Below are 14,882 nucleotides of genomic sequence, written 5' to 3'. Positions count from 1 at the left end.
CTCTGTGTTAATCCTTCATTCCGGAAGATATAATGCCCTGCTCCAGATATTTCTGACCGAACAGGAATATCAAAAGAGGAGGCATCAGCGTAATCAGTGACGCGATTAATGATACCCCGGCGTTATCCGCTGTGATGTTTGACATATACAATGACAGCGGCCAGAGCGCCTGGTTTTTTAAAAATGCCTGCGGCGCCTCTATTGCGTTCCAGTATTCCAAAAACCCCAATACCACAGCTGACAGAATGCCCGGCGCCCCCAGAGGAAGCCCAAATCTTAAAAATGTCTGAAATGAGGAAGCCCCATCCACGGCTGCCGCCTCCATGACCGCCTCCGGTATGTCCATAAAAAAACGTGTCATAATGAATACCGGAAGCGTTGATGCCGCACCGGGCAGAATGACCGCCCATACAGTATCAATCAGCCCCAGCTTATTCAGGACAAGATAGCTGGAAACCATAGTCACCTGAAAAGGCATCAACATCAGGACAATATACAAAGTATAGAGTATCTTTTTTCCGCGAAAGTGAAACTTAGCAAATGCCCATGCCGCAGGAGCGCCCAAAAGGACATGACCGAGTATGATCGGAAAAACCTGCCTGCAGGAATTCCAGAATACCGTAAAAAACTGGGGCGTATCCAATAATAGTTCCACATATGCCGCCAGTGTCGGATAACGCGCAATTACAGGCCATACAGCAGTTCCTCCCCTGCCTTCTAAGACAGGAGCAAGATTTTCAGACAACTCCGCTCCTCCCATAAAGGTACCGGATATCAGCATCCAAAGAGGCATCCATATAAAGACCGCAATCAAAACAAGGGGCACGCCAAGCAGCCATTTTTTCATATCCTATCTCCTCTGTTCATAATTTTTTGCAGCAGCATGATTAAAATAAATACCAGAATTGCCATCATCACAGCTCCGGCACACATTTTATCTACATCCAGATTGCTGTACCAGTTATTGAATAAATGCTGAAGCATGTAAATACTGTCATCCGGATAACTTCCCGCAATCAAATAGGCCTCTCTGAACACCTTAAAAGAATTGAGCAGCGACAGTACTGTAATGGTAAATAATGTGGGCATTAAATTGGGGAGTGTAATCCTTACAAACCGCTGGAGGCTTCCGGCGCCGTCTATCTGCGCCGCCTCATATAATGCTGGATTTATAGCACTGAGTCCTGACAGCCACAGCACCATATCATATCCGAAATTCTTCCACAGATAAGCAAAAACCAACACGCCAAAGGCTGCCTTACTTCCAATCCAGTCAACCGGAACCATACCCCAAAGTGCAAAGAATGCATTGAGAAGTCCATTTTTATGAAAGAACACCCGCCACAAAAGAACAATCGAAGCAACGGGAATCGCCATGGGCACAAGAAACGAGGTCTTGAAAATGCCGCGCTTTTCCCTGAAGGATGTCAGCATCAGTGAAACAGCCAGGGAAAAGAGTAACAAAAGCGGTATGCAGACTAAGATAAATTTTGCTGTATTGGCTGCCGCCAGCTTAAACGCATTGTTTCTCAGTACTGCCAGATAATTTTGAAATCCCACAAACCGGTCACTGGCAGCCAGAAAAAAGGAACGGCGCAGAGCATCCAGCAGAGGAATCAGCACCATAATGCTTACGAACAGCAGGCTCGGCAGCAAAAACAGCCATGGTACCATTTGTTCCCTAAACGGAACACTGTAATCACGTTTTTTCCTCATCCAAAATCCTCCCTTCACCAGCATCGGCGGCAAGTTTTTCTTTCAGACAGTAAAATAGAAAATCCACGCATATCCACAGACATGGCATCAGATACATTGCTTTGCATAAGGTCATATTGTGAGCAGATGCTATCTTGAATGATATCAGGCAAAGCGTCAGTGAATATGCCATACAAAAGAAAATCATTCTTTTGTAAGAGCGTATGGATACCAGCATTGCCGCGGCTGCCGTAAAGGCAGAGGCGCAAACAGAAAGCAGCACTGCCATAAATGCCGTAATCCAAAGCTCTATATCCCGGAAGGCAGGCCCTGCAGCCATCCAAGAGACCATATTTTTTCCCTGTTCCTCAAACAAATTTCCCCAAAACTCAAAATCAGACCACATTGTAGGAATAAAATCGGAAGGAATCTTAGGTAAGTCTATACAAAACCATAATCCAGCCAATATACCAAAAGCTAATAAAAGATAAATGGCCAGCAGAATGGAATAACGCCAAACCCTTTTTCCATGCCTTATCACGCGCCCAAGGATTCCAAATGCCAGAATGATCGCAGGAAGCCTGAATATAATACCAAGTACCCATGCAAATAATGTCAGGTCAAGAATCCGTCCCTCCGGAAAACCTGCAGATGAGAGATACTGCTTTGCCCTATCCCTTGTTCCTGAACCTGCAAATGTCAGCTGCATATTGGATAAGAGTTCTTCCGATTCAGCCTGCGCCTGTAAGAATAACCTTGGTTCTTCCTCCTCAAATATGCCGCGGACATAGAACTGCTTTCCTTCCACCTTTACCGGCATCCCAATCACGTTGGTACTTCCCCACAAGGAGAATGCCAAACCGGTACTGACTGCACATCCAGACTCATCCGATCTGGCCGGATAAGCACCGGCAATCAGCATGGAGGATGATATATCCCTACAATCTCCAAAGGCAGCAACTACATTTACATTCATTTTCTTTTTATCTGAAGCCATTATCTCCTGTTCCGGGTATGTCTGCCATAAGGTGACCTCTGGCTGGTTTCCTGCTCCATCCTGCCTTGCATATGTCTGCTGCCTTATAAGCTCTGAGGGGCTGACACCGCTCTTTTCCCATTTAATGCTCACACTTGTACAGTGACTTATGGCCGTACTATAGAAAGAACAAGCGATACACCAAAGAACCGTTGCCAGTAATGCTGATATTGTCAACGCCCGGTAATGAGCAAACTTGTCAATTTTCAATACGAACCCTGTCTCCTTCCGATATAATCTTATTCGAGTTTATTACTACCTGATCCGAATAAGTAAGCGCGCTCTCAACATACATCATCTGACTGTCTCTTTCCTTAACTGTTATATCTACCCTCGCAATGACCCATTCTGTTCCCAGTACGGAGCTTTGTTTGCGGAGTACGAAAACGTGATCTCCGCCGGAATCACTTCTGAGTGCTGTAAGAGGCAGACAATTTTGATACGTCTCGCTTTTTCTGCTCAGAAAAAGCTGCGCCGACATACCGGAAGAGTAACTTCCCTCTGGCAGAACTGCAGTTACTAAAACCTGGTCCGCCTCGTCCGGCGTGCTGATGGAATGAATCTCCACATCTGTTTTTTGTGAGCTTCCATCCAATTTGTAATGAAGCTCCCCCTTGTCCCCGGCTAAAAAGTGGCGTGCAGAATCTTTATCCAGTTTTCCTTCAAAAACAAAGCCTCTGTCAGCACAGGAAAGTATGACTGCATCTTCCCCCTCCTTTGTTTTATCCCCTCGTTCCAGAGTCATCAATACCGTTCCAGAGGCCGGAGCCAAAAGGCATCCCCCATTATCCAAAATTTCCTGCAATGTAACACGCAATTTCTCCTTATCTGACCGCTCAGATTCATAGGTAAGCCTGTCAATCTCATCTTCCTTCTGCAATACAACAGCCTGTCTCCGGGCATCTTCCAATGCTCTCTGCGCGGTCTCAATTGCCCTTCCCGCCACATAAAGTTCTTCCTCTTCAGAATATTGGTTATCCTCAGACTCACGCCGGGCATTATTTAACGCATCTCTTGCAGCATCGATGGCAGCCTGAGCCTCACTGACTGCAGACTCACTTGAAAAATCTTTTCCTTCTCTGACTGCTTCCAGCACTGTTTCTGCTTCATAAAGAGCATCTTTGGCTCGTTCAATTTTATGTCTCCAGCGTCTCTTGATGGAATCCAGGTTATCGTCTGCCCTGTCATAGGACGATGAGGTATAGTCTGCTTTCGAAAGCTCTTTTTTTGCCTGGTTAAATGCCTTTTGTGCAATGGAAAGTTCTTCCTCCGCCGCCTTCAGCTCCTCCGTATAATCCGTGGCATCATCCGGCTGCTTCCCTGCAATTGCTTCCTTTATTTCGCTGACTTTCTGCTTTGCCATATTAAGCTCATCTTTCGCCTGTTCATACGTTTCTAATGCCTGCTGATAACTATCCTCTGAATCATCAAGATTTTCTGATTCCTCATCCAGCGCCTGTTCTGCGGCGCGGATGGCATCCTCCGCGTCCTCCCTTACGTTTTCCAGGTTTTCCCTCGCTTCTTTCACAAGCGCTTCTGCCTTCTTAATAAGATTTTTTTCCGCATCTGCCAGTGTTTCTTCAAGTTTTGTGTAATCTTCTTTTAATCGTATATCTGTCCTGGCATACTTCGCAGCAATGCGCTCATACGCCTTTTGGGCATCCACAAGAGTACGCTGTGCCTCAATCACATCACTGCTGCCATTGTTTCCTGAAAGATCGATTCTCAGATTAAGGATATGGATTTCTTCCTCCAGTTTCTTAATCTGTTCTTCTACGGAAGGTATATCAAATTCTATCAGTACTTCGCCTTTGTTTACCGGTTTGCCCTTCTCTGCATTGACGGACACGACCTTAAGGCCATCCGGAAGACTAATCCCCTTCTCCGCTGCTGCATGGATAATCCCTTCCATTTCAGCCCTGTTCATTAACGTTTTGCTTGTCATGGAAGATACTGAAACATGGGCAGTTGTAAAAGAATGGGATGCACGGGAAATGATTGTGCATACAAACATGAATGCAAAAAATCCAATCATAAGATATACAGCCATGCGCTGCACACGGTCTTCTATGAGGGGCCTGTATTTCTTTCCGGAAATAAGCATGGCCTTTTGTTGTTTGATTTTTTCCCCAATATGTAAACGCATAGCTGTATCATCTCCTATAAGGTTAATTGAACTCAATCATAATGATTCTGTCTGCCAGGTAAGAGCCGTCCGCCTGCTGCTTTCCAAAACACAGTACAAAATCGTTATCCCCTATCCCATCTTTTTCACTGTCTTCCAAAGAATAGCTGCTGCCATCCGATTTCACGGTTCCCTTTTGAAATACTGTATCTTCTGAATAAATAACCGTTATGCTGCCTCCATCTCCGGAAGATGAAGTGCCATCCGCAAAGGGTGATGTATTAATCACGCACCCGGTATTCGAGCATTCGCCGGCTGTGCCGCTTAAATCAGCAGACTTCATCATGTCATTCGCATCTGCAAACGTATCCATTGTATCTAAATCCTCGTTCCCAGCATCATCCTGAATTTGCAGATGCGAATCATTTTGGACCGCCTCCTCCTGCTTCTTAGGGACTTCCTCCTTATCCTCCTCCTTACTGGCAGTATTTACAGGATTACTTTCCTGTCTCTCTGTCACTTCAATTCTTTCTGTTTCCGTTTTTACATTTGGCTCTGTACCTGCGCATCCGGTAACCAAAAGCATCCCCGCGCAGATAGCAGCATATATCCCCATCATTCCTCTTTTCATAAACTGTCTTTTCATAATTTTGAATCCTTTCCATTGCATATAAAATTTTACATTTGCTCATTGATATAAAGACTGGCCCGGCTCTGAATTCTTTCAGCCGTTTCCCGGGCGCTCCTTGCCCCTGAAAAATATTCCCGGGCCTCTTCCAATATAAGTGCATCCAGTGTCTGATTGTCATTCTCCACATAGGCTGAGCTGCTTAAAAGCTGCTTTGTCAGCTCCGCATCTTCTTTTGTTGCCTTACCGTCTTCGTAAATCCATGTCCAGATAGATTTTCCATCCACCGCCGCCTGCGTGACCTTATCAAACGCCTTCTGATGAATCGGAAGCATCATACAGGACATCTGGTGCTCCTCTGTCAATAGTGTTCTGACAAATTCCCATGCCCCTTCCTTCTGGGTGCTGGACGAGGAGATTCCAACCTTCACTTCAGGTTTGATTGCATGGTATTCACCGCCGCCTCCAGGAAGTCCAAGAAACTTCAGGTTCCCGTTGTAGTAATTTCTGTACTGGGTGATGTGGTAAACGCTCAGCACAGCTTCATAGGCTGCTGCATAGGTATCGCTCATCTCCATTCCTCCGAAGCCGTTCTGCCTGCTTTCCTGTATTTTACCGGCAAATTCCAGCATCTTTACGAATTCAGGCGAATCAAAAGAGCACTTGCCCAGGCTCCAGTCAATGAAACTGCCATCTGTCTGAAGCATGACTTTCAGGAAGGAAGCGCCAGACAGATTGTTTATGGAATTGGCTCCGTAAGTATCAAGGACCTCTTCCAAATCCTGAATGGTCCAGCCATTGTTTCCATCCACAATATCTGCGCCGGCCAGCATAGTGGATATGGCTACTCCGTCTGTAAGATAAGGTAACTTTCCATCCAGGCTAATAGCTTCAAAGACATTTTCAAAGTAATCCTCTGTCTGGATTTCCGGATCATTTTCCATATATGGATAGAGATCTTCCAAGAGCCCTTTGCTTTGATAAATCTGTACGGACAAATTACTCATATCCAGGATATCCGGCATATCACCAGAGATGATCCGTGTATTAAGATTCAAAATGGCATTATCCCATTCCTCGTTGGACACATCTTGTGCATACGGAAAATACTCTGTCAGCTCAACCTTATACCTGTCGTTTGTTTTGTTAAAATCGGATACGGCCTGGACAAGGCCAGGAGTCGCGGTCAGGCTCACCATACTCAAAATTTCCCTCTCATTCATACCTTCGGATAGTACCGCCATTTCATACGATAGTACCTCAGTCTGATTGGACGAGGCTGCCAGAACCACAAAACGCCCATCCGTGCATTCGCCAAGATGAACCTCTGATGTGCCAAGTCCCATATCCGACCAGTTAAAGACAGGGCTGCCCTCCTGCGCGCCCGCAGCGTACCCATACAAAACGGAAGAATCAAACCGATAGAAATCATTGTTTACTCCTCCGTACAGCCCTGCTGTTGCTCCCAGATAGATTTTGTCTTTACTCCAATCCTGGCTCTCCATGTCCACTGTAAGCAGGTCATAGTTCATACGGTCCGAGGAAGTCGCACAAATACCAATCTGTCCCTCTGCAGTCGTTGTGGTTGTCATAAGATTCCCCTCATAATCGAGAGAAAATAAGAAACGGCCGTTATTGTCGAACAGATAGACCAACGTATTTCCGCATTTAGCAGCCACACAGATATTTCCCTCTATATCAATACTAAGGAACAAATCTCTTCCAACTGCAGAAATGACCGAGGTGTCCATCACACCTGCCAGGTCAACCGATTGAACCTGTGAACCACTGTTGTCAAATTTCCTTAAACTATAGCCTCCTGCCTGCTCCAAGCAAACCGCCCAGATGCTGTTATCTGGAGCAAAGCCAAAATCCAGAAGCGAAACAGGAGCATCCAGATCCAGACGCTGTTTCAAAAACTTGCCGTCATCAATGTCCATTGCTGCCAAATAGGACGTACCATCTGCCTCCAGGCAGCACATATAGGCCATATCATCTTTGAGCAGAAGTCTTTCGATTCCTGTCACCGTGTCTGGAATATCAAAAAAATCTGCAACATAGGAAGCAGCAGGCTGCATGGTATCCATGCGGTTCCCGCAGGCTGTTATGGTAAAAATCATTGCTGTTGTTCCCAGAATTGTGAAAATCTGTCTTATCTTCTTTCTCATAGCCACCTCCATTCTCTAAAATTACCTCCTTTCATATAAATATTGCCTGTTCTATCAGGCAGTTTAAGCATACCATTGATGAGCAGGCAGTTTTTTAATTTGAGATAATTGATTTTCTATGGAATGGTAAATGAATGATTAAGAAATTCCTAAGGCACTGTGATAGGGACATTGAAACAAACCAGTTGCTAATACTCTGATGTATCAATGCAGACAAAAGCCAGCGGAGCCGCCAGAAGCCGCTCCGCTAATTTGGGTGTTATTTATTTGCTTTTTTATTAACTCAATCTTCCGGAATGGTTAGTCTGAGAACAACATACTCTTCTTTCTAAGATTTATCAGTTCAAACACATTATCCATAATCTCCTTATCCCGTACTTCTATCATCAGCCATTTCTGTCCGTTACCGGTTTTTGCATCTCCATCCCAATATTCCTACTAACTTTTATTTTCCAACGGTAAGGGCTTGACCCAAATTTCCATACAAGCCATATCTTTTAAGTCATGATAATACTTTTCTGCCGAGAAAGGCTCCGTGGTTAAGTTGTGATGTGGCAGCCATGTGCCGAAAAGGTATTTTCCGCCCTGATTCAAGGCAACCGTTACCAAATCCTCAAAATTTTCTGCTTCGATTCTGCAAACGATGTATTCTCCTGCCGAGAGTTCTCTCTTTACAAAGCCTTCCTGCATCTGATGCGGGATATTTTGAACAAGACCACCCGCAAAATACGTGAAAAGGCTCTGTGCAGTATCTTCCGTATGGGACATTCCCATTTCTACGTTTGTATTGAAATTTGCTGCGATTGAAGCCTTCTCCATGTGATAGCGTTTCCAGAGCTGTCCTGGCACGTCTACACCTGTGCTTTCACCAACCGGGATTTGTTCAGAAATACGAACTTCCGTTTCCAAGCCGAGGTAAATTTCCGGTTCCGCCAACGTTTTTCTCTGGATTTCCAAGACGATATTTCCTACCACCAGCGGAACCCCTTCGTCTACTAAGACGTAATTCATTGAAACTTCCGGCTTGTCGAATGTGTTGAGCATTGGTAAATCCCTCCTGTACTCTTCGGGTGTGATTCCATACGTTTCCTTGAAAGCCCGCGTAAAATTTGCATGGCTTGTAAAGCCATAGTCCAAGGCAACGTCAAGTATTCTCTGTTCGGTATTACCCAGATTTTCAATCACCTTTGCCAGGCGGCGGAGTTTCACATATTCCTGAACCGGTTTATTTACCAGCCTCTTTGAGCTTTCTATTCATACTGTATCCCTCCAGCTGTGACAGAGACCTTGGATGAAGCTGATGGAATTTCAATGATGAAAGCAGTGCGTCCATTACTGCTTTCGGCCTTTATCTGTCCGCCGTGCAGTACAATAATATTTTTTGCAATAGCGAGCCCGAGGCCGGAGCCTCCCGTTTCGCTTAATCTCGCATTGCTTAAACGGCAGAATTTATCAAAAATTACATTGAGCTTATCCTCCGGAATTTCCCCATCATTTTCAAATTGAATCACAGTCCATTCTGAAAGCTCTCTGGCTGATACTTTGATAACGCTATTGTCCTCACTATAAGTAATGGCATTTTTCAGGATATTATTAAATACTCTGGCCAGCTTATCAGAGTCCCCATATACAGATATTTCCTCATCTACATGATTCTCTATGATTTTTCCACATGCATTCAACTGCGGATACAATTCATCTGAAATCTGTGCAATCATATAGTAAAGATCAACCTTTGTCTTTTGAAGCGGAAGAGATTCTGAGTGGCTGCGGGTAATCTCAAAAAACTCATTAACCAGGGTCCTAAGCCGGTTCGCCTTTTCCCATGCGGTGTGGATATATTTTGCTTTCTCCTCATCGGGCATATCCGGTGATTCATCCAAAAGGCTGAGATATCCGATTACAGAAGTTAGTGGAGTCTTGATATCATGAGCCAGATATACCACAAGATCATTCTTCTGCTGCTCTGCCCTCTTGGCCTTATCTGCCCGTTCTGCAAGTGTTCGCTTTACATCAGACAGTTTGTGCTCCACACTCTCCAGCTCCGGAGACAGGGAAATCGCTGCCCTTTCTTCCATAAGCTTGTCAATCCCTGTTACTACCTCATCAAAATATCTTTTATATGTGTCCAACAGCATATGGAACAGCAAAAAAACAAATATGATTATGACCAACGCAAGAATAAACTGCATATTAGCAGCCACCATCCGGAAATATATCAGATTAGCTTCATTCTCACTGATTGAAAGAATGCGTGCAATCCACTCAACAATCGCATCTGCCAAGTGTCCACGTGTCAGCATACGCAGTGCAAAGACTGCAGCAACTGCTCCCACTGTAATCCATAATCCTCGGATAAACGTAATACGGCCGAGCTTTGAATAGTTGTACTTTGCTTTTTTAAATTTCCCCAATTTTATATCCAACCCCCCATACTGTTTTTATATATCTGGGATTTTCCCCGGTATCCTTCATCTTCTCACGAAGATGGCGGATGTGTACGGTAATCGTATTGTTACTCTTGGTATAATATTCTTCCTGCCAGACTTCATGGAATAATTCTTCGGCACTGACGACACTGCACCTGCGCTCTAAAAGAATCCTAAGTATGGAAAATTCCGTAGGAGTCAGTGACAGCGTCTCTCCATTAAGCCGACATTCATATGTCTTAATGTTCATCGTCAATCCGGCATATTTAAAGATTTCATCCGCTGCCGGAGCAGCTGATCCCACGTTATATTTCTTGTAACGGCGAAGCTGGGCCTTTACCCTTGCTACCAGTTCAAGGGGCAGAAACGGTTTTGTAATATAATCATCTGCACCTAGCGTAAGCCCGGTAATTTTATCCGTTTCTCCATCCTTTGCCGTAAGCATGATTACCGGATATGTGTACTCCTTACTTCGTATGGACTGACATATCGAAAGTCCGCTGATATCCGGAAGCATGATATCCAATATAGCCAAATCAAAGTCTGTACTCCCAATACAGACAAGTGCTTCCTCCCCTGAATAAAACTTATATACATCCATATTTTCATTTTGAAGATATACTTCAATCAGATCCGCAATTTCTTTCTCATCATCAACAACAAGTATTTTTTCAAGCAAAGCATGACACTCCTTTCAGTTTAAATCATATACATTATACCGGATTCGTGGCACCAATGTGTTTATATATATAGGATAAATTATTAATTATTTCCTAAGATACACATAAAGAAAGTTTTATATTCAATGTGGGAGGAATCTTATATTCAGGGTCCTTAACTGTCTGGATGGATGCCAGATTTTTCTATGAAAAGAAAAAGGCGGCTTGAAAATTAATTTCAAAACCACCAGTGGAATTTGAATGGCTAAAACTCATATCTAGTACCATGTGAGAGTAACAGACCATCTGTTAATTCTACACATAGAATGACGGTATTTTCATCATCGAAATTATTATGTCCATTATCAATCCACTCCGCAAAGACATTTTTCAGCTTTTCAGCAATTATACAATTCTCTTTTTTTCCGAAATACCCCAGGCTGACGCCTTTCCCATGCGCTGTAAACCACTCACCGGCGATTGCAACAACAGGATTATCTTTTATATGTTTCATTTTATTTGAGAGCGCGTATGTAATGATATAAAATGCACCATTTTCGTAATAGGCATTTACGTATCTCACATAAGGCGTTTCATTTCCCATTGTTGCCAATGCTATAATTGTGTCTTTTCCGAAACGCTCAATCATTATCTGTTCTGCTTCCCGACTAAATTTTTTCATTATATCCTTCCCTTTCTAACTTCTGATTGCACCAAGTCGCTGCGCGACGGCCTGACCAGGCTATGGTGCTTCTTCTTTTTCAATTAATCTTTTTATTTAAAAAGCAGTGACAGATACGCCCTAAAAGAGTATTGTTAAAGTGCGACCAATAACAAACTTATTTACAGGATTACCTGACCACTGCTTGATCTTGAAGATGCAAGATTGTACATTTTAAAAAGCGCCGTCAAGGCATTTCTGCCCTTTGGGATGACATCACAGTTCCACGCATGATTCTGGAACACAAGCTTCCAACGGTACCAAGAAATCCAGTATAACGAAGGGGCAGTTCACTGGAATGCCAAAACTGCTTTTTCGTTTACCCATCATCGATTCTAACCTAAAGAATTTTACTTAATAATAGACTTTATTAGCTCAGGAACATTATCAGAGCTTTTGATACCTAACATAGGAATATTCAAGTTTTCCGCATTTATTCTATTACTAAGTTCACTCATAAAAATACCTTTACCGCTTATCTCTTTATTAAAATCTGATGTGGTTTCCACGCCACAGTTTGGCGAACGATTTGCACCAATAATCCCGATTATCTCAAAGCCATAGGTATTGTATTCTGTTATTTGTTTCATCACATAATCAACTTGGGCCATTAACGATTTGCGAGCTTCATCTTTTTGCATTTCCTTACGAATACGGGTATTTTCAATGACAACGGGAACATCTGCTCCATCGTTATTTCCTCTATTAAGCCCTAAACAGCAAAGTTCAGGACATGGCATTTGGACAATGCCAATATCAGCATCAAGAAAAATTTTTATTACATCCTTGAACGCTGCTGGAAAAACGGCTGTCCCGTCAGATATTGAATTTTGATTTAATATACAATGCGCTATAAAAACAACTTTTTTGCTTCGACCATCCGCAAACATAAATTTTCCTCTTTTCAATTCCGGATTTTAATTTTCTCTACAATTTCTGAAAAGGGAACATATGGTTCACAGCAGCTTTAACAGCTCAACATGGATATATCCATTTGTTCCCGCTACGCTGTTGCCCTTTTTGGGATCAAGCGGTTTCCCCATAAAATCAGTTACCTGTCCGCCAGCCTCCTGAATTAAAAGCATACCGGCAGCATAATCCCAGGGATTAAGGTATATCTCGAAATAGCCTCCCTGTCTGCCGCAGGCGGTATATGCCAGTTCCAGAGCAGCAGAGCCAATCCTGCGGACATCCTGGCACTGACCAAACACCCTGCGGAACCGGGCAAAGTTTTCATCGGCCAGCTCTCTTTTTGCTGTTCCCAACCCAATCATCGTATCGGATAGTTTTTCTGCGTTTGATACATGTATGGGGTGTCCATTTAGGAAGCTGCCCTTTCCCTTAATCGCTGAAAACACTTCTTCACGGAAGGGATCGTATACAATTCCCATAACAATTTCCCCCTGGCGGCAAAGTGCTAAAGATACAACGCTGTGCTGATAGTCGTGCATAAGGTTTGTAGTCCCGTCAACCGGGTCTAAAATCCAAAAGCTATCCGCTTTTATTTCCTGCAATCCGGTTTCTTCTCCAAGAAATTGAATATCCGGTGCAAGGGCAAACAGTTCCTTCTTTAAGAAATTTTGCACGGCAATATCTACCTGCGTTACATAGTCTGCAAGACCTTTCTCCTTCACATGAGCGGCCATTTCACGGTTCTTTATTAACCCCTGCGTCTTTGTTACTAAGCTGATAATTTTCTGAATATCCATATGCTTTTCCTCCATTGGATTAAACCATCCGATTACAAAACACTGTTCTCTTATTCATTGTTTCTCAAAACTAACTATGCTCTCCCGGATAAATACAATTAAACAAATCCATATTTGCTTATTCATCCGAAGCGTATTAACGATTCAGAAGTTTCGTTAAATCCTCCATGGAAGCATCCATTTTCACAGAGACTTCTTCCATAGTCATGCCAGAAGCAAGAAAACGCTTTATCACCATTTTCATATCCTCCCCAACCTCTATGATATGTCCGTCTAAATCGTAAAACCGAATAACCCGCTGGCCCCAACTATGCTCGATAACTTCTCCCAGATATTCAATGTCCGGGTATTTTTTCAGTTTGTTCAGAAAACCGTCAAAGTCCTGTTCCTCAAAGACGATTTCCGCATTGTTGGATTTCTTTAATACCTTTTCTTTCGGCAGATTCACAAGCCAGTCAAAATCCTGCTGCAATGCCAGACCGCAGGTAAAAGCGATGTTTCTTCCGTAATCCTGAAATACTTCCAATCCAAACAAATCCTCATAAAATTCTTTTGCAGCGTTAATGTCGGCCACCGATATAAGCATACACGTGTACTTCATATAAATATTCCTTTCAGTTTTGCTTTTCTCAATCCTTTTTTATTGTTGTTTGTCTCTGACAAATAATGATTGCTGTTTCCTAATCATCACTTTTTCTTGTGCAGTTTCAGATCAATCTTCCTATAAGATGCAGTATCTTGAAGCAGTCCTGTAACAAAAGCACTTTTTTCTTTGAGAGTCAGCATTTTTATGTCAGGTCTACGCTCAATTTCCCTAAGTACTGCTTGTAGCTCTTGCAGTTCCAAAAGATTTACTGCTACACAAAAGAGTGTCTTTTTCCGGCCATCATTATAGCCGGACAGGAGGATGTCCAGTATTCTTACCTTTTCTATCTGTTCCGCATTATAAGCTTCCACTCCAGACTGCCGAGCCTTTTCCAAATCAGCCTTTTGTCGGCGGTGCGTAATAAAGGAATCGAAGTCGTCAATATGATCGTATTTTTCACAAGGGTATTCACTGCACTGAAAGCAGTATTCTACTCCACCATGCTCTATGCTGCACCTTGCAATTTTGCATGCCTGGTTTCCTTCACCGCCGCCGCAGCCGGGGCAGTTTTTATTCAAAAACATGGGACAAAGCCCACAATTCAATCCACAGAGGGAAAATAATTGATTCTGTCGGTTAAATCCTTTCATGATACCTCCTTAAATCCTTTACCCGCATCCAATCCATCTGACGTGAGTGAATACTTGTACCTCTTCATGTTCCATGATATTTATCCCCTCTAACATTATATTGGGTCTGTAGAATTATTGTATTATTTAATGCTAAAGAATTTATTAATCATTTCCTAAGGTGTAGATAAATTATCATAATGCTTGAATCGCGCAGAAATAGCTTGCTCATAATCAACACAGACCTGATTTTTTAAAACCAGTAAATCTTCATAATGATTACCTGGCCGCAATGCTTCGGTCAGCATACTACTGGACTTACAGAGATTTGAAAACCCAAGATTTTCGCATATTCCTTTCAAGGTATGGGGTTCATAAACTTAATAACTCAAACTTCCTACACCCGATAGTGTGGAGAACCTTAAACAGCAAGGAGATTCATGCCATGTCAATCCCTATCCCGTACTTCGCTCCAAAGGGGCAGTCAGTGAACTGAC

The 14,882-nt window shown here is 43.2% G+C and carries 13 protein-coding genes and 1 pseudogene; all 14 read right to left on the bottom strand.

The genetic code is table 11. The features are described 5' to 3' along the window. Positions 1 to 7 precede the first annotated feature (7 nt). On the bottom strand, positions 8 to 847 hold the full coding sequence (locus G614_RS0125215) for a carbohydrate ABC transporter permease (protein ID WP_027644072.1): 840 nt from the start codon (positions 845 to 847) through the stop codon (positions 8 to 10). Next, positions 844 to 1,716 carry a carbohydrate ABC transporter permease gene (locus G614_RS0125210; protein WP_027644071.1) on the bottom strand — a complete coding sequence of 291 codons (873 nt, stop codon included), beginning with the start codon at positions 1,714 to 1,716 and terminating at the stop codon, positions 844 to 846. The genes G614_RS0125215 and G614_RS0125210 overlap by 4 nt, the downstream gene beginning before the upstream one ends. Then, positions 1,700 to 2,941: a hypothetical protein gene (locus G614_RS35260; protein ID WP_027644070.1), complete on the bottom strand. Its 1,242-nt coding sequence runs from the start codon at positions 2,939 to 2,941 to the stop codon at positions 1,700 to 1,702. The genes G614_RS0125210 and G614_RS35260 overlap by 17 nt, the downstream gene beginning before the upstream one ends. After that, positions 2,931 to 4,877 (bottom strand): biotin/lipoyl-binding protein, encoded by a 1,947-nt coding sequence (locus G614_RS0125200; RefSeq protein WP_027644069.1) that lies wholly within the window; start codon positions 4,875 to 4,877, stop codon positions 2,931 to 2,933. The genes G614_RS35260 and G614_RS0125200 overlap by 11 nt, the downstream gene beginning before the upstream one ends. Before the next feature lie 22 nt (positions 4,878 to 4,899). Then, positions 4,900 to 5,502: a hypothetical protein gene (locus G614_RS0125195; protein ID WP_027644068.1), complete on the bottom strand. Its 603-nt coding sequence runs from the start codon at positions 5,500 to 5,502 to the stop codon at positions 4,900 to 4,902. A 32-nt stretch (positions 5,503 to 5,534) separates the two neighbouring features. Beyond that, the gene (locus G614_RS0125190; protein WP_027644067.1) at positions 5,535 to 7,664 is read right to left on the bottom strand and encodes an extracellular solute-binding protein; all 2,130 of its coding nucleotides are present in this window, start codon (positions 7,662 to 7,664) and stop codon (positions 5,535 to 5,537) included. A gap of 426 nt (positions 7,665 to 8,090) precedes the next feature. Next, a pseudogene (locus G614_RS29065) lies at positions 8,091 to 8,894 on the bottom strand (AraC family transcriptional regulator); the annotation flags it as partial. An 8-nt stretch (positions 8,895 to 8,902) separates the two neighbouring features. After that, on the bottom strand, positions 8,903 to 10,066 hold the full coding sequence (locus tag G614_RS34835; RefSeq protein WP_027644066.1) for a sensor histidine kinase: 1,164 nt from the start codon (positions 10,064 to 10,066) through the stop codon (positions 8,903 to 8,905). Continuing rightward, entirely contained in the window at positions 10,053 to 10,760 is a 708-nt protein-coding gene (gene vanR / locus G614_RS0125175) for a VanR-ABDEGLN family response regulator transcription factor (RefSeq protein WP_027644065.1), read from the bottom strand. Before vanR ends, G614_RS34835 begins: the two co-directional genes overlap by 14 nt. A 245-nt stretch (positions 10,761 to 11,005) precedes the next feature. Continuing rightward, a complete protein-coding gene (locus G614_RS0125170) occupies positions 11,006 to 11,422 on the bottom strand; it encodes a pyridoxamine 5'-phosphate oxidase family protein (protein ID WP_027644064.1) in 417 nt (138 codons plus the stop codon). A gap of 389 nt (positions 11,423 to 11,811) precedes the next feature. Beyond that, positions 11,812 to 12,351 carry a CD3072 family TudS-related putative desulfidase gene (locus G614_RS0125165; protein WP_027644063.1) on the bottom strand — a complete coding sequence of 180 codons (540 nt, stop codon included), beginning with the start codon at positions 12,349 to 12,351 and terminating at the stop codon, positions 11,812 to 11,814. A 66-nt stretch (positions 12,352 to 12,417) separates the two neighbouring features. Beyond that, a complete protein-coding gene (locus G614_RS0125160) occupies positions 12,418 to 13,170 on the bottom strand; it encodes an inositol monophosphatase family protein (protein ID WP_027644062.1) in 753 nt (250 codons plus the stop codon). 136 nt (positions 13,171 to 13,306) lie between these two features. Then, the gene (locus G614_RS0125155; protein ID WP_027644061.1) at positions 13,307 to 13,771 is read right to left on the bottom strand and encodes a VOC family protein; all 465 of its coding nucleotides are present in this window, start codon (positions 13,769 to 13,771) and stop codon (positions 13,307 to 13,309) included. Between the two features lie 86 nt (positions 13,772 to 13,857). After that, positions 13,858 to 14,406: a DUF3795 domain-containing protein gene (locus tag G614_RS0125150; RefSeq protein WP_027644060.1), complete on the bottom strand. Its 549-nt coding sequence runs from the start codon at positions 14,404 to 14,406 to the stop codon at positions 13,858 to 13,860. Between the last annotated feature and the right edge of the window lie 476 nt (positions 14,407 to 14,882).

The organism is [Clostridium] clostridioforme AGR2157 (assembly GCF_000424325.1).
GTDB classification, from domain to species: domain Bacteria; phylum Bacillota; class Clostridia; order Lachnospirales; family Lachnospiraceae; genus Enterocloster; species Enterocloster clostridioformis_A.
Note: the sequence above shows the minus strand (reverse complement) of the source record. Positions and strands in the feature narration are given on the sequence as shown.